Origin of the sequence: Streptomyces sp. NPDC020192 (genome assembly GCF_044388685.1) — a bacterium.
In the GTDB taxonomy this organism is placed as follows: Bacteria; Actinomycetota; Actinomycetes; order Streptomycetales; family Streptomycetaceae; genus Streptomyces.
In genome coordinates this window covers 323,822-338,111 of sequence record NZ_JBIRXG010000008.1, presented here as the reverse complement: position 1 = coordinate 338,111, position 14,290 = coordinate 323,822, and the positions used below count along the sequence as shown (strand labels likewise).

Here is a 14,290-nt window from a genome sequence, read left to right as displayed (position 1 = left end):
GATTAAGTTTGGTGTGTGTTTTTCAGCGGTGTGCTCTGCCGATCGCTGGGGGTGTGCGCGGGGTGGCTCTCGCGGGGGGGGGGGGGGGCCCCCGCCCCCCCTTGGGGGCGGGGGGCACCCCCGCGGCGATCAGGCCGTGAGGCGGGCGATGGCCTCCTCGACCGGCAGCTCCTCGCGCTCGCCGGTCCTGCGGTCCTTCAGCTCCACGACGCCCTCGCCGGAGCGGCGGCCGGCGACCAGGATCTGGGGGACGCCGATCAGCTCGGCGTCGGTGAACTTCACGCCCGGGGAGACACCGGCCCGGTCGTCCACCAGGACGCGGACGCCGGCGGCGGCCAGCTTCTCGGCGACGTCGAGGGCCAGCTCCGTCTGCAGGGCCTTGCCGGCGGCGACGACGTGCACGTCGGCCGGGGCGACCTCCTTGGCCCACACCAGGCCCTTGTCGTCGGCGTGCTGCTCGGCGAGCGCGGCGACGGCGCGGGAGACGCCGATGCCGTAGGAGCCCATGGTGACGCGGACGGGCTTGCCGTTCTGGCCGAGGACGTCGAGCTTGAGGGCGTCGGCGTACTTGCGGCCCAGCTGGAAGATGTGGCCGATCTCGATGGCGCGGTCCAGCTTCAGGCCGGTGCCGCACTGCGGGCAGGGGTCGCCCTCCTGCACCACGACGACGTCGACGTACTCGCCGACCTCGAAGTCACGGCCGGCGACGACGTTCTTCGCGTGCGTGTGCTCCTTGTTGGCGCCGGTGATCCAGGAGGTGCCGGGGGCCACGCGCGGGTCGGCGATGTACGTGACCTTCTCGCCGAGCCCCTGCGGGCCGACGTAGCCGCGGACCAGGTCGGGACGGCCGGCGAAGTCGGCCTCGGTGACCATCTCGACGGTGGCCGGGGCGAAGTGCGCCTCGACCTTGCCCATGTCGACCTCACGGTCCCCGGGGACGCCGACGGCGACGATCTCGCCGTCCACCTTGACCAGCAGGTTCTTCAGCGTGGCGGAGGCCGGGACGCCGAGGGAGGCGGCCAGGGTCTCGATGGTCGGGGTGTCGGGGGTGGGGATCTCCTCGAGCGCGGGCACGGCCGAGCCGTCGACCGGCTTGAGGGCGTAGGTGATCGCCTCGGTGTTGGCGGCGAAGTCGCAGTTCGGGCAGTCGGCGAAGGTGTCCTCGCCGGCCTCGGCCGGGGCGAGGAACTCCTCGGACTTGGAGCCGCCCATCGCGCCGGCGGTGGCGGCGACGATGCGGTAGTCGAGGCCGAGGCGCTCGAAGACGCGCCGGTAGGCCTCGCGGTGCAGGGCGTAGGACTTGGCGAGGCCCTCGTCGTCCAGGTCGAAGGAGTACGAGTCCTTCATCAGGAACTCGCGACCGCGCAGGATGCCGGCGCGGGGGCGGGCCTCGTCCCGGTACTTGTTCTGGATCTGGTAGAGGATCACCGGCAGGTCCTTGTAGGACGTGCACTGGTCCTTGACCAGGAGGGTGAAGATCTCCTCGTGGGTGGGGCCGAGGAGGTAGTCGCCGCCCTTGCGGTCCTTGAGCCGGAACAGCTCCTGGCCGTACTCGTCCCAGCGGCCGGTCGCCTCGTACGGCTCCCGGGGCAGCAGGGCGGGCAGGGTGACCTCCTGGGCGCCGATGGCGTCCATCTCCTCGCGGACGATCCGCTCGACGTTGGCGAGGACCTTCTTGCCGAGGGGCAGCCAGCTCCAGATGCCGGCGGCGGTGCGGCGGACGTAGCCGGCGCGGACGAGGAGCTTGTGGCTGATGACCTCGGCGTCCGCCGGGTCGTCGCGCAGCGTCTTCGCCATCAACTGGGACATGCGCTGGACCGGTGCCTTGGCCATGGTTCTCGTACTCCTGCCGGGTAAGGGTGATGGCATAGGAGGTTAGCCGGGCCGCCTGTGCGGGCGGAAATCGGTTATGCCCCCGTCTGTGGCCTGGTCCATGGCCTCGTCTCTGTCCGCGGCTCTATTTGCGGCGCAGCGGCAGGTGGGCGCCCATCACGGCGTACGGCCGGGGCGCGCTCGGGAAGTGGACCCGGCGGGCGAGGTCGACGTAGCCGAGGGAGTGGTAGAGGCCGCGGGCGGGGCTGTCGGTGTCGATCGCTGAGAGGATCGAGCGGGGCTCGGCGGCGGAGTCGGTGATCATGGTGATGAGCCGGCGGCCGATTCCCCGGTTCTGGTGATCGGGGTGGACGTGCAGCTCGGTGATCACGAAGGAGTCGTCCAGCCAGAAGTCGTTGCCGTTCGCGCGGAGGTAGGGCTCCACGACGGTGGACCACCAGTGGGTACGGCTGTTGGGCATGCCGTACACGAACCCGGCGAGCCGTCCTGCGACGGTCGCCCCGAGGGCCCGCGCACCCCGGAACTGCATGTGCCGCTGCACGATCTGCCGGCGTACGGCGACCTCGTCCGGCCCGAGCCCGAACGCCACCGCCTGGACGGCGAGGGCCTCGTCGACGTGGGCTGCGAGGTCCAGGGGGCCGATCACGAGGTCCATGCCGGGAGCGTACAGGTGGTTCAGAACAGCACACTCATGAAGGCGCCGACCTCCTGGAAGCCCACGCGCCGGTACGTCCGCCGGGCCGCCGTGTTGAAGTCGTTCACGTACAGGCTCACCATCGGGGCCACGTCGGCGAGCGCATACCGCAGGACGGCGGCCATCCCCGGTGCCGCGAGCCCCCTCCCCCGGTATTCGGGAGCGACCCAGACGCCCTGGATCTGGCAGGCCTGGTCGGTCGCGGCGCCGATCTCGGCCTTGAAGACGACCGTGCCGTGTTCGTCGACGCGGGCGAAGGAACGGCCGGAGCCGACGAGTTCGGCGACCCTGGCCTGGTACAGCAGCCCGCCGTCCCCCGCCATCGGGGATACGCCGACCTCCTCGGTGAACATCGCCACGCACGCCGGCATGATCGTCTCCATCTCGTCCTTGCGGACGCGGCGGACGTAGGGGTCCGGAGCGATGTCGGCGGGCATCCGGTCGGTGACCATGAGGGGCTGATGTGCGCGGACCTCGCGGGCGGGGCCCCAGTGCGGCTCCAGCAGGCGCCACAGCGCGGCGGTGGCCTCGGCGGGACCGACGATGGAGGAACAGCGCCGCCCGGCCCGCCTCGCCCGGTCGGCGAAGGCGCGCACGGCACGCGGGGTGGCACAGATGGGAACGAGGTTGGCGCCCGCGTAGCACAGCGACGTGAGCATGCCGTCCTCGTACCAGCCCCACATCTCCCCGCCGAGCCGCCACGGGTCGAGGCCGGCGACCTGGACGCGCGAGGTCACGAAGGCGTTCGCGACCGGCTCGCGGTCGAGGACGGCGAGCGCGGCGTCAAGGTCGCTCGGTTCGAGCACCCGTGAGGTGGTCTGGGTCAACACGTAGGGGGCCTAGGGGCTGGGGATCTGCTGATCCTCCGCACTATAGCTGCGCATGCTTGGCCGTGCGCCTTCTGGCTGGGGGGCTGGGGTCAGCCCTTCGGCGGAAGGCAGTCGCCTGGGCAGCTCAAAATTGCACAAGCCCGAGGAACGCCTGCCAGGCGGCCGGGGGCAGTGCGAGGGTGGGGGCGGTGGCGGGGTTCTGCTTCGAATCCCGTACGTGGATAGTGGTGGGGGTGGTGGCGACCTCTATGCATTCGCCGCCATCTCCACTGCTGTAGCTGCTCTTGAACCACATCAGGTCCGACAACTCTTCGACGTTCATGACTCCCCCAGCAACTTCTCTACGAATGCCAGCGATTCGCGCGGCGTCAGGGCCTGGGCGCGCAAGAGACCGTACTGCTCCTCCACCTCCCTGACCGTGGAGCGGTCGGTGAAGAGGCGGCTGGCCTTGTGTGCCGGTACGTAGGCGATCCTGCGTCCTTTCTCCGTCTCGATCAAGGTGAACGGACCGTTGAGGGAGGCGTGCTCCTCGCGGTCGTCCGGCATGACCTGGATCTCCACATTACGCTGCTGGCCGACAAGCAGGATCTGCTCCAACTGGCCACGCCAGACAGCCAATCCGCCCAGTCGCCTTCGCACGACGGCCTCCTCCATCACGAAGGTGAGGGTGGGCGCCGGTTTCCGCGCGAAGATCTCCTGCCGAGCCAACCGCGCCGCCACCCGCTGCTCGATCGTCGCCTCGTCCAGCAGCGGCCGCCACATGGTGAACATCGCCCGCGCGTAGTCCTCAGTCTGCAACAGGCCCGGTACCGCCTGCACGGCGAACACGTGCAGCGCCACCGCCTTCTTCTCCAGCGCCGCCGCATCCCGGAAGAACGCAGGATACTGCGCCTTCTCCATGTCCTCGATGAAATCGAGCAGCATCCCGCGCGCGTTCAACACCTCGTCGGCATGCCTGATGAACTTCTCGTTCGGAATGCGCCTGCCTTGCTCGTACGACGCGATAGTCGCCGCAGAGTACCCGGTACGGGCGCCCAGTTCGGCGCGCTCCATGCCCGTCTGAGTCCGCAGCCGCTTCAACAGCCGCCCGAAGGCGACGGCAACGCCCGAGACCGGCTCGGACTCCTCGTCCTGCTCCAGCACTTCCTGCGCTTGCTCGCTCACATAACCCCCAATTCCCTCGCGCCACCGTCGGTCACGGCGCGCATGCCTACAGCGGCACCCCACGCTCGTACAACGCGTGTTGGTCAAGGTGCGGCCGCTGTTCACGTTACTGAGCGTGCGGGAGCGTAAGCGGCATGAAGTCAGAAATCTCCACCCAGGAATTCACCATGCGCTTCACCTCGACCCCGCGCGGCGCACGGCTGGCCCGGCGGCTCGTCTCACACCGGCTGGACGAGTGGGGGCACCCCTACGACGGCCCCGTCAATGAAGCCGTCACACTGATCGCCGCCGAACTCGTCGCGAACGCCGTACGGCATGGGCACGTACCAGGGCGGGACTTCCGTCTTCAGCTGACCGGGTCGGATGGGCTCCTGCGGCTGGAGGTGTCCGACACCCGTGGCGAGCGGGTCCCCGAAGTGCGGGTTCCCTGCGCTGAGTCCGGGCGTGGGCTGCTGCTGGTCGAGGCGCTCGCCGACACATGGGGCGTCACCCCACGCCAGCCCGGCAAATCCGTCTGGGCGGAGGTATGGCTGAGTCCCGCCACCGAGCGGTGACGGGACTCAGGAAAGTCAAAAGATCAGCCGGCCACCGACACCGACGGCTCGCCCGACTCCACGCCCTGGGCCTCCATCTGCTCGGCCAGCTTCATGGCCTCCTCGATGAGGGTCTCCACGATCTTCGACTCGGGGACCGTCTTGATGACCTCGCCCTTGACGAAGATCTGGCCCTTGCCGTTGCCGGAGGCGACGCCGAGGTCGGCCTCGCGGGCCTCGCCGGGGCCGTTCACCACGCAGCCCATGACAGCGACGCGCAGCGGGACCTCCATGCCCGTGAGGCCTGCGGTGACCTCTTCGGCGAGCTTGTAGACGTCCACCTGGGCGCGGCCGCAGGACGGGCAGGAGACGATCTCCAGGCCGCGCTGGCGGAGGTTCAGGGACTCCAGGATCTGGGTGCCGACCTTGACCTCCTCCACCGGGGGAGCCGACAGGGAGACGCGGATCGTGTCGCCGATGCCCTGGGAGAGGAGCGCGCCGAAGGCCACCGCCGACTTGATCGTGCCCTGGAACGCCGGGCCCGCCTCCGTCACGCCGAGGTGGAGGGGGTAGTCGCACTGGGCCGCGAGCTGCTTGTACGCCTCGATCATGATCACCGGGTCGTTGTGCTTGACCGAGATCTTGATGTCCCGGAAGTCGTGCTCCTCGAAGAGCGACGCCTCCCACAGGGCCGACTCGACCAGGGCCTCCGGGGTCGCCTTGCCGTACTTCTGGAGCAGGCGCCTGTCGAGGGAGCCGGCGTTGACGCCGATGCGGATCGGGGTGCCGTGGTCCTTCGCGGCCGCCGCGATCTCCTTGACCTTGTCGTCGAACTGCTTGATGTTGCCCGGGTTCACCCGGACCGCCGCGCAGCCCGCCTCGATCGCCGCGAAGACGTACTTGGGCTGGAAGTGGATGTCCGCGATCACGGGGATCTGGGACTTCTTCGCGATGGTCGCGAGGGCGTCGGCGTCGTCCTGGGTGGGGCAGGCCACACGGACGATCTGGCAGCCGGACGCGGTCAGCTCGGCGATCTGCTGGAGGGTGGCGCCGATGTCCGACGTACGGGTCGTGGTCATCGACTGGACCGACACCGGTGCGTCTCCGCCGACCGCCACGCTTCCGACCTGGATCTGCCGGCTCTTCCGGCGCTCGGCGAGCTTGGTCGGAACGGACGGCATGCCGAGAGAAATCGCAGTCATCTGCTGTGCAACCCCAAGTCGTGGATCAAGGTCCGGTCCCGTAACGGCGGGCTCCAGGCTTCGAGATTACGGCACCGGCCCGGGCGCCAGCACATCCCGTCCTGTAAACCCACCCGATGGAAGGCGGCCCGGAGGATCATCTTCCGGGCCGCCGAGAACGTCGTATGGCTACGAGATTTTCACCGGGTTAACGACGTCCGCAATCAGGACCAAGATCGTGAAGCACACGAAGATCCCCGCCACCACATACGCCACCGGCATCAGCTTCGCCACGTCGAACGGACCGGGGTCCGGGCGGCGCAGCACCCGCGCCAGGTTCCTGCGCAACGCCTCCCACAGGGCGCCCGCGATGTGGCCGCCGTCGAGGGGGAGGAGGGGGAGCATGTTGAACAGGAACAGGGAGAGGTTGAAGCCGGCGAGGAGCATCACGAACATCGCCACCTGCTGGGAGGCGGGGATGTCGAGGGTGGCGATGTCGCCGGTGATGCGGGCCGCGCCGACGATGCCCACCGGGGAGTCCGGTTCGCGCGGGCCGTTGCCGAAGGCCGCGTTCCACAGCGCCGGGATCTTGGCGGGCAGGGCGGCGAGGGAGTCGACGGCGTCGCCGACGCGGTCGGTCATCCAGGTCACGGACTGGCCGAAGCTCTGGTGGACCACGCCGGTGGCGGAGCTGAAGCCGAGGAAGCCTGCCTTGACGTACTGGCCCCGGAGGTACTGGCCGCTGGAGTCCTTCTTGGCGACCAGGTTCGTGGCGATCGTGGCGTGGAGCGTCAGCTCCTTGCCGTCTCGGGCCACGACGATCGGGACCGTCTTGCCCGCGCTGTCGCGGATCAGGTCCGACAGCGTGTTCCAGTCCTTGGTCTGCTTGCCGTCGAAGGAGACGATCTTGTCGCGCTTCTGGATGCCGGCGGCCTGGGCCGGGGAGGCGGGGTCGGACTTCTTGCAGCTGTCGCGGTTCTCGCTCTGGGCGATGACGCACGGCGAGACGGAGGCGACGGTGGTGGTCTGCTGCTGGATGCCGAAGCCCATCAGGACCGTGAAGAACAGGGCGATCGCGAGGACCAGGTTCATGAAGGGCCCGGCGAACATGACGATGACGCGCTTCCACGGCTTGCGCGTGTAGAACATGCGCGTCTCGTCGCCCGGCTGCAGTTCCTCGAACGCGGCGGAGCGGGCGTCCTCGATCATGCCGCGCCACGGCGAGGTGGAGCGAGCGGAGACCCGGCCTTCCTCGTCGGGCGGGAACATGCCGATCATGCGGATGTAGCCGCCGAGCGGGATCGCCTTGATGCCGTACTCGGTGTCGCCCTTCTTCCGTGACCAGACGGTCGGGCCGAAGCCGACCATGTACTGCGGCACACGGATGCCGAAGAGCTTGGCCGTGGACAGGTGCCCCAGCTCGTGCCACGCGATCGAGACGAGCAGGCCGACCGCGAAGACCGCTATGCCGAGGATGAACATCAAGGTCGTCATGCACGCGCCTCCGCGCTCGCCGTCGTGACTGTCAGTTCGCGGGCCCGGGCGCGCGCCCAGGCCTCCGCTTCGAGGACGTCCGACACGGTGAGTGAGGTTCCCGTGACGGGGGTGCCGTGTTCCTCGACCACCCGGGTGACGGTCTCCATGATCCCGTTGAAGGGCAGCGCGCCGCTGCGGAAGGCCTCGACGCACTCCTCGTTGGCCGCATTGAACACCGCCGGAGCCGTGCCCGCGAGCTGCCCCACGTGCCGGGCGAGGTTCACCGAGGGGAAGGCCTCGTTGTCCAGCGGGAAGAACTCCCAGGTGGAGGCCTTGCTCCAGTCGAAGGCGGGCGCGGCGTCCGGGACGCGTTCGGGCCAGCCCAGACCGATGGCGATGGGCCCGCGCATGTCGGGGGGCGTCGCCTGGGCGATCGTGGATCCGTCGGTGAACTCGACCATCGAGTGAACATACGACTGGGGATGCACGACCACCTCAATGCGGTCGAAGGGAATGTCGTAGAGGAGGTGTGCCTCGATGACCTCCAGGCCCTTGTTGACGAGGGTCGCGGAGTTGATCGTGATCACCGGGCCCATCGCCCAGGTGGGGTGGGCGAGGGCGTCCTCGACGGTCACCCGGGCCAGGTCGGCTTTCGTACGGCCCCGGAAGGGCCCCCCGGACGCCGTGACGACCAGCTTGCGAACGTCCGCCCGTGTCCCCGACGCCAGCGCCTGGAAGAGGGCGGCGTGCTCGGAGTCGACCGGGATGATCTGGCCGGGCTTGGCGAGTGCCTTGACCAGCGGGCCGCCGACGATCAGCGACTCCTTGTTGGCGAGGGCGAGGGTGCGGCCGGCCGCCAGGGCGGCGAGGGTGGGGGCGAGGCCGATGGAGCCGGTGATGCCGTTCAGCACCGTGTGGCCGTCGGAGGCGGCGACCTCGGTGGCCGCGTCCGGTCCGGCGAGGATCTCGGGCAGCGGCTCCCCGGCGCCGTACTCGGCGGCGAGGGCCTCGCGCAGGGCCGGTACGGCGTCCTCGCGGGCGACCGCGACGGTCCGCACCCGCAGCCGGTGGGCCTGCTCGGCGAGGAGGGACACGCGGCCGCCGTTGGCGGACAGGGCGGTGACCCGGAAGCGGTCGGGGTTGCGGAGCACGAGGTCGATGGCCTGGGTGCCAACGGATCCGGTGGAGCCGAGGATCACCACGTCCTTGGGGCCGTCGCCGGCGAGGGGGTCGTAGACGAGGTGCGGATCGGCGAGGGGCGCCGGATGGGCGGGACTGTCGGTCATCTCTCCATTGTTGCCGCAACGGGCCGAGCTCCGGACAGTGCGTCCCCCGGGCGGGTGCGTTTACAGGTTTCGTCGCCGGATGATGCGATTTTCCCTTTGTGAAGTACAAGTGAAGATCATGTGATAACACTTCAGGCACACCCGTTCGCGGACGACATCCTGGGGGGATCTCTCCATGCGTACCGTGCGCCTGCGCGCCGCCCTGCCCGCCGCCGCCGGCGCGGCCCTGCTCACCGGCACCCTGCTCAGCACCCCGGCCCAGGCGGCCGGGGGCGTGCGGATCTACCAGGTCTGGTACGACAGCCCCGGTAAGGACGACCGCTCGAACAGGAGCCTCGACGCCGAGTGGGTGCAGATCAAGAACACCGGCGGCACGGCCGTCTCACTGAGGGGCTGGGTGCTCAAGGACTCCGCCGACCACCGGTACGTCTTCAAGAGCGTCAGCATCGGCGCCGGGACGTACATGAAGATCCACACGGGCCGGGGCACGGACACCGCGACGGACACGTACCAGGGCCGACGCGCCCACGTCTGGAACAACGACCGGGATACGGCCACGCTCACCCGGGCAAACGGCGCCAAGGTCTCCTCGTGCTCCTGGACGAAGCCGGGCGCGGGTCACACGTACTGCTGAAATCGCGCGCTTTCGGCCACCGGTCATGGCATCCTTCCGTCCGGCGCCCATCACGAAGGGCGAAACAGGGGGAGGAACCACCACCATGAACCGCATGCGCGCGGCCGCGGCCGTCCTGGCCACCGCCGGAATTCTGAGCGCCGCTCAGCTCGGACTCGCCGGAGCCGCCTCGGCCGCCACCCGGACGTCGACCGGCACGGGCTGCCCGATCGACATCGTCTACCCGAGCCGCTTCTACATCGACTCGCACGGCTGGGTCACCAACGGGGGCCTGTACTTCGGCCTCAGGAGCAAGACGACCAAGAGCTTCAAGAACGTCACCTTCACCGTCATCGACGAGAAGAACCTCCGCTTCGGCAAGGCCAGGCCGACAGGCGGCAGGATCACCCACAACACCTCGACGTCCGTGTCCGTCTACGCGGGGACCTTCAAGGGCAAGGCAAGCCTCGGCATGAAGATCCCCACGCATCTGCTCAACACCCGCTCTTACGAACTGAAGTTCACCCTGCACGGCACGGGCTGGAACTGCGCCGTGAACCAGGGCACCTGGGGCAACTGACCTCAGGCGCCGTAGGGGCGGCGTTCGTTCTCCCGCGTGGCCGGTCCGGGGGTCGCATCCGCGATCCACGGGCCGTCCCCGGACGGGTCCACGACGCCGTCCTCCAGCCAGGTGTACGAGCCTGCCAGGACCGCCTTGACCACCTTGCGGTCGAGGTCGTCCGTGTTGGTCCACAGCCTCTCGAAGAGTTCCTCGACGCGGATGCGGGCCTGGCGGCAGAAGGCGTCGGCCAGTTGGTACGCCTCGCGGCCGTGGTCGCCCTCGCTCCGGAGCCGTTCGGCCCGTACGCAGGCCGCGCTCATGGCGAACAACTCGGCGCCGATGTCCACGATCCGCCCGAGGAAGCCCTGCTTGGTCTCCATCCGGCCCTGCCAGCGGGACATGGCGTAGAAGGTGGAGCGGGCCAGCTTGCGGGCGGTGCGCTCCACGTAGCGCAGATGCCCGGACAGATCGACTCCGTGCTTGAACTCACCGTATGACGTGGGGAGTTGACCCGGGCCCGCGACCAGCTTCGGCAGCCACTTCGCGTAGAACAGGCCCGCGTTCGCCCCCGCCTTCGCCTTGTCCGACAGGGACTTGTCGGGGTCGATCAGGTCGCCCGCGACCGACAGGTGGGCGTCGACGGCCTCGCGGGCGATCAGCAGGTGCATGATCTCCGTCGAGCCCTCGAAGATGCGGTTGATGCGCAGGTCGCGCAGGATCTGCTCGGCCGGGACCCCGCGCTCGCCGCGTGCCTTCAGGGACTCGGCCGTCTCGTAGCCCCGGCCGCCGCGGATCTGGACCAGTTCGTCGGCCATCCTCCAGGCCATCTCCGAGCCGTAGAGCTTGGCGAGGGCGGCCTCGATGCGGATGTCGTTGCGGTCCTCGTCGGCCATCTGCGAGGAGAGGTCGAGGACGGCCTCCAGGGCGAAGGTCGTCGCCGCGATGAACGCGATCTTCGAGCCCACCGCCTCGTGCAGCGCGACCGGCTTGCCCCACTGCTCGCGCTCCGCCGACCACTCGCGGGCGATCTTCAGGCACCACTTCCCGGCACCGGCGCACATCGCGGGCAGGGACAGGCGTCCGGTGTTCAGCGTGGTCAGCGCGATCTTCAGACCCGCGCCCTCGGGGCCGATCCTGTTCGCGGCCGGGACCCGGACCTGGTGGAAGCGGGTGACGCCGTTCTCGATGCCGCGCAGGCCCATGAAGGCGTTGCGGTTCTCCACGGTGATGCCCTCCGAGCCGGCCTCCACGACGAACGCCGTGATGCCGCCCTTGTGGCCGTCCGACTTCGGCACCCGCGCCATGACGACCAGCAGGTCGGCGACCACCCCGTTGGTGGTCCACAGTTTCACTCCGTCGAGTACGTAGTCGTCGCCGTCGGGGACCGCCGTGGTGGCGAGGCGGGCCGGGTCGGAGCCGACGTCGGGCTCGGTCAGGAGGAAGGCCGAGATGTCGGTGCGGGCGCAGCGGGGCAGGAAGGCGTCCTTCTGCTCCTGGGTGCCGAAGAGCTTCAGCGGCTGGGGTACGCCGATCGACTGGTGGGCGGAGAGCAGCGCGCCGACGGCGGGGCTCGCGGAGCCGACCAGAGCGAGGGCCTTGTTGTAGTAGAGCTGGGTGAGGCCGAGACCGCCGTACTTGGGGTCGATCTTCATGCCGAGGGCGCCGAGCTCCTTCAGGCCCGCCACGACCTCGTCGGGGATGCGGGCCTCGCGCTCGATGCGGGCCGAGTCGACCGTCGTCTCGCAGAAGGCGCGCAGCTTGCCGAGGAACTCCTCGCCCCGCTGGACCGACTCCTCGCCGGGGAGCGGATGGGGATGGATGAGGTCGAGCCGGAAGCGCCCGAGGAACAGTTCCTTGGCGAAACTGGGCTTTCGCCAGTCCTGTTCCCGGGCGGCCTCCGCCACCTGGCGGGCTTCGCGCTCGGTGACGGTGGTACGTGGGGTGGTGGGGGCGGACATGAGGCTCACCTCACCGCGAAGAGGATGATTGCGGACCGTTCGCTACCGATCAGTGCTACTGGATCGTTGGTACCCGAAACGGGCCGACCCCACCACCCCTCACGCGTCCGTTCAGCGGATAGTCGGCCGATATGGGCGGGTGCTCAGCCGATGTCGACGGAGTAGGACGTCGTGTCGAGGCGGCCGGAGCCGTGGAAGACCTCGGTGCCGGACTCGATGCCGGAGACGTACTTGTCGTTACTCAGGAGCTTGCGCCGGACGAGGGCCTGGGTGAAGTCGTCCAGGTTCAGGGTCGCGCTCGTGGTGTTGGTGCGGCGGACGAAGGAGTACACCTTCCAGCCGATGTCACCCTGGTAGATGTCCCACATGGCGCCGTCGAGGCTGACGCTGCCGTACTTCGTGCCGAGGGGGCCCGCGCCGCCCTGGCGGTTGAGCCAGACCATGATCTCGTCGGTGGGCTGGTCGCGGTGACCTTCCTGCGGTCGCCGACGCGGAGGGGCAGTCCGGTGGCGGCCTTGTCGGTCTTCCAGCCCCAGTGCCAGCCGAGGACCGTGCCGGCGTAGGACTTCACGTCGTAGTCCTTGCCCTTGCTGTTGGTGGTCAAGGACCAGGAGGTCCCCCAGGAGAGGGTGGAGCCGCTGAGGCCGCCCGCCCAGACGCACTGGCTGCCGGTGGCCTTGTCCTGGCCCCACAGGTTGATGTTGACGTAGTACTTGCCGCGCGTGATCGTGTCGAAGGCCGTGCACTTCTTGTCCGTCGCGTCGGCCTGCGCCACGGCGACTCCGGCGCCGACGGCCAGCGCGCCGTGGCGGCCACCAGCGTCTTCGCCTTCTTCGACAGGCGCGGTCTGCGGTGTTGCATCGGGGGTCCTTCCAGGGGGACGGTTCGTGTACCGCATCCCAGTGGCCGCCGGCGGGCGAAAAGGTTGCCGTGGATCCGGTACGGAAAAACTGTCGAAGCGCTTCGACAGCCTATGGACACCCCACCCCGGCTGAAGCTAGTGTCAATCTCACCCTCAGTCGCCTTAGTCGGTCACGCGCTCTGTCGAAGCGCTTCACATAGCTTGGAGAGCCGGATGGTCACCCTCGCCGAGGTCGCCCAGCATGCCGGAGTGTCGGCGAGCACGGTGAGTTATGTCCTCAGCGGCAAGCGGTCCATCTCCGCGACCACCCGGCAGCGCGTCGAGCAGAGCATCCGGGAACTGGGCTACCACCCGAACGCCGGCGCCCGCGCGCTGGCGAGCAACCGGTCGAACATCATCGCGCTGATGATCCCGCTGCGCACCGACATGTACGTGCCGGTGATGATGGAGATCGCCATCGCGGTGGCCACCACGGCCCGGACGCACGGCTACGACGTCCTGCTGCTCACCGGCGAGGAGGGGCCGGACGCGGTGCGCCGGGTGACCGGCAGCGGCCTCGCCGACGCCATGATCCTGATGGACGTCGAGCTGGAGGACGAGCGGCTGCCGCTGCTGCGGCACACCGATCAGCCCTCGGTGCTGATCGGCCTGCCCGCCGACACGGCCGGTCTGACCTGCGTGGACCTGGACTGGAGTGCGACGGGCGCGTTGTGCGTGGAGCACCTCGCGGGGCTCGGTCACCGTGACATCGCTGTCATCGGCGAGGCTCCGGCCGTCTACGAGCGGCACACCGGCTTCGCCGAGCGCACCCTCGAGGGACTGCGCTCCCGGGCCCGCGAGTCGGGCCTCAGGGTGCTGCACCGGCCGTGCGAGGGCGGGTACGACGCGATGGCCCTCACCCTGGCCCGGATCTTCGACGAGCGTCCGGGGACGACCGGGTTCGTGGTGCAGAACGAGTCGGCGGTGGAGCCGCTGCTCGCGCTGCTGCGCCAGCAGGGCCGGGCCGTGCCCGAGGACGTGTCCGTGGTCGCGATCTGCCCGGACCAGGTCGCCGTCCAGGCCTCGGTACGGCTGGCCTCGGTCGCCATCCCCGCCCAGGAGATGGGCCGGCACGCCGTGGAGCACCTGGTGGCCAAGCTGGAGGGGCGGGGCGGCGACGAGGTCGTGCTGCTCGCGCCCGAGCTGACCGTGCGGGCGAGTACGGGACCGGCGCCGGCCGCGTCCTGATCCGCACCGACCGTGCCCTTCCCGGGGCACACCCCTGCCTGCGTCCCTGTCTGCACGTCTCTCCTCAGGAG

14 protein-coding genes are annotated in these 14,290 nt (G+C 69.4%); 4 read left to right on the top strand and 10 right to left on the bottom strand.

Translation table 11 applies throughout. The features are described from left to right. Window positions 1-129: 129 nt before the first annotated feature. The 5 genes from ACH47Z_RS18675 to ACH47Z_RS18655 all read right to left on the bottom strand — a co-directional run bounded on the left by ACH47Z_RS18675 (window position 130) and on the right by ACH47Z_RS18655 (window position 4,521). Window positions 130-1,833 carry a proline--tRNA ligase gene (locus tag ACH47Z_RS18675; protein ID WP_399074831.1) on the bottom strand — a complete coding sequence of 568 codons (1,704 nt, stop codon included), beginning with the start codon at window positions 1,831-1,833 and terminating at the stop codon, window positions 130-132. Window positions 1,834-1,957: 124 nt separating this feature from the next. After that, window positions 1,958-2,488, bottom strand: coding sequence for a GNAT family N-acetyltransferase (locus ACH47Z_RS18670; protein ID WP_399074829.1), 531 nt, complete (start codon window positions 2,486-2,488; stop codon window positions 1,958-1,960). Window positions 2,489-2,508: 20 nt separating this feature from the next. Further along, window positions 2,509-3,357 carry a GNAT family N-acetyltransferase gene (locus tag ACH47Z_RS18665; RefSeq protein ID WP_399074827.1) on the bottom strand — a complete coding sequence of 283 codons (849 nt, stop codon included), beginning with the start codon at window positions 3,355-3,357 and terminating at the stop codon, window positions 2,509-2,511. A gap of 124 nt (window positions 3,358-3,481) precedes the next feature. Next, window positions 3,482-3,679 carry a DUF397 domain-containing protein gene (locus tag ACH47Z_RS18660; protein ID WP_399074825.1) on the bottom strand — a complete coding sequence of 66 codons (198 nt, stop codon included), beginning with the start codon at window positions 3,677-3,679 and terminating at the stop codon, window positions 3,482-3,484. Beyond that, on the bottom strand, window positions 3,676-4,521 hold the full coding sequence (locus ACH47Z_RS18655; RefSeq protein ID WP_399074823.1) for a Scr1 family TA system antitoxin-like transcriptional regulator: 846 nt from the start codon (window positions 4,519-4,521) through the stop codon (window positions 3,676-3,678). The genes ACH47Z_RS18660 and ACH47Z_RS18655 overlap by 4 nt, the downstream gene beginning before the upstream one ends. Before the next feature lie 134 nt (window positions 4,522-4,655). On the opposite strand from ACH47Z_RS18655, the gene ACH47Z_RS18650 reads away from it, so the two are divergent. Then, a complete protein-coding gene (locus ACH47Z_RS18650; protein WP_399074821.1) occupies window positions 4,656-5,075 on the top strand; it encodes an ATP-binding protein in 420 nt (139 codons plus the stop codon). 23 nt (window positions 5,076-5,098) lie between these two features. On the opposite strand, the gene ispG is transcribed toward ACH47Z_RS18650, so the two are convergent. From ispG to dxr, 3 genes are all read right to left on the bottom strand, one after another. Next, the gene (gene ispG, locus ACH47Z_RS18645) at window positions 5,099-6,256 is read right to left on the bottom strand and encodes a flavodoxin-dependent (E)-4-hydroxy-3-methylbut-2-enyl-diphosphate synthase (RefSeq protein ID WP_399074819.1); all 1,158 of its coding nucleotides are present in this window, start codon (window positions 6,254-6,256) and stop codon (window positions 5,099-5,101) included. Between the two features lie 168 nt (window positions 6,257-6,424). Further along, window positions 6,425-7,717, bottom strand: coding sequence for a M50 family metallopeptidase (locus tag ACH47Z_RS18640; protein ID WP_399074854.1), 1,293 nt, complete (start codon window positions 7,715-7,717; stop codon window positions 6,425-6,427). 8 nt (window positions 7,718-7,725) lie between these two features. Continuing rightward, the gene (gene dxr / locus ACH47Z_RS18635) at window positions 7,726-8,997 is read right to left on the bottom strand and encodes a 1-deoxy-D-xylulose-5-phosphate reductoisomerase (protein WP_399074817.1); all 1,272 of its coding nucleotides are present in this window, start codon (window positions 8,995-8,997) and stop codon (window positions 7,726-7,728) included. A gap of 175 nt (window positions 8,998-9,172) precedes the next feature. Between dxr and ACH47Z_RS18630 the strand changes: the two genes are divergently transcribed. Further along, a complete protein-coding gene (locus ACH47Z_RS18630; protein ID WP_399074815.1) occupies window positions 9,173-9,631 on the top strand; it encodes a lamin tail domain-containing protein in 459 nt (152 codons plus the stop codon). Window positions 9,632-9,716: 85 nt separating this feature from the next. Then, complete coding sequence (locus tag ACH47Z_RS18625) at window positions 9,717-10,190, top strand: hypothetical protein (RefSeq protein WP_399074813.1); 474 nt, start codon at window positions 9,717-9,719, stop codon at window positions 10,188-10,190. A 2-nt stretch (window positions 10,191-10,192) separates the two neighbouring features. Here ACH47Z_RS18625 and ACH47Z_RS18620 read toward each other — a convergent pair whose 3' ends face one another. Together ACH47Z_RS18620 and ACH47Z_RS18615 are read right to left on the bottom strand one after the other, a co-directional pair. Beyond that, window positions 10,193-12,130: an acyl-CoA dehydrogenase family protein gene (locus tag ACH47Z_RS18620; RefSeq protein ID WP_399074811.1), complete on the bottom strand. Its 1,938-nt coding sequence runs from the start codon at window positions 12,128-12,130 to the stop codon at window positions 10,193-10,195. A 143-nt stretch (window positions 12,131-12,273) separates the two neighbouring features. Further along, a complete protein-coding gene (locus ACH47Z_RS18615) occupies window positions 12,274-12,573 on the bottom strand; it encodes a hypothetical protein (protein ID WP_399074809.1) in 300 nt (99 codons plus the stop codon). A 632-nt stretch (window positions 12,574-13,205) separates the two neighbouring features. On the opposite strand from ACH47Z_RS18615, the gene ACH47Z_RS18610 reads away from it, so the two are divergent. Then, window positions 13,206-14,219, top strand: a complete 1,014-nt coding sequence (locus ACH47Z_RS18610) for a LacI family DNA-binding transcriptional regulator (RefSeq protein WP_399074807.1) — start codon at window positions 13,206-13,208, stop codon at window positions 14,217-14,219. Window positions 14,220-14,290: the final 71 nt, after the last annotated feature.

What these genes read in the sequence shown, in the direction of transcription:
- ACH47Z_RS18620 (WP_399074811.1), bottom strand. Translation starts at nt 12,130, where the DNA reads ATGTCCGCCCCCACCACCCCACGTACCACCGTCACCGAGCGCGAAGCC.
- ACH47Z_RS18630 (WP_399074815.1), top strand. Translation starts at nt 9,173, where the DNA reads ATGCGTACCGTGCGCCTGCGCGCCGCCCTGCCCGCCGCCGCCGGCGCG.
- ACH47Z_RS18625 (WP_399074813.1), top strand. Translation starts at nt 9,717, where the DNA reads ATGAACCGCATGCGCGCGGCCGCGGCCGTCCTGGCCACCGCCGGAATT.
- ACH47Z_RS18615 (WP_399074809.1), bottom strand. Translation starts at nt 12,573, where the DNA reads ATGGTCTGGCTCAACCGCCAGGGCGGCGCGGGCCCCCTCGGCACGAAG.
- ACH47Z_RS18610 (WP_399074807.1), top strand. Translation starts at nt 13,206, where the DNA reads ATGGTCACCCTCGCCGAGGTCGCCCAGCATGCCGGAGTGTCGGCGAGC.
- ispG (WP_399074819.1), bottom strand. Translation starts at nt 6,256, where the DNA reads ATGACTGCGATTTCTCTCGGCATGCCGTCCGTTCCGACCAAGCTCGCC.
- dxr (WP_399074817.1), bottom strand. Translation starts at nt 8,997, where the DNA reads ATGACCGACAGTCCCGCCCATCCGGCGCCCCTCGCCGATCCGCACCTC.
- ACH47Z_RS18640 (WP_399074854.1), bottom strand. Translation starts at nt 7,717, where the DNA reads ATGTTCATCCTCGGCATAGCGGTCTTCGCGGTCGGCCTGCTCGTCTCG.
- ACH47Z_RS18675 (WP_399074831.1), bottom strand. Translation starts at nt 1,833, where the DNA reads ATGGCCAAGGCACCGGTCCAGCGCATGTCCCAGTTGATGGCGAAGACG.
- ACH47Z_RS18650 (WP_399074821.1), top strand. Translation starts at nt 4,656, where the DNA reads ATGAAGTCAGAAATCTCCACCCAGGAATTCACCATGCGCTTCACCTCG.
- ACH47Z_RS18660 (WP_399074825.1), bottom strand. Translation starts at nt 3,679, where the DNA reads ATGAACGTCGAAGAGTTGTCGGACCTGATGTGGTTCAAGAGCAGCTAC.
- ACH47Z_RS18670 (WP_399074829.1), bottom strand. Translation starts at nt 2,488, where the DNA reads ATGGACCTCGTGATCGGCCCCCTGGACCTCGCAGCCCACGTCGACGAG.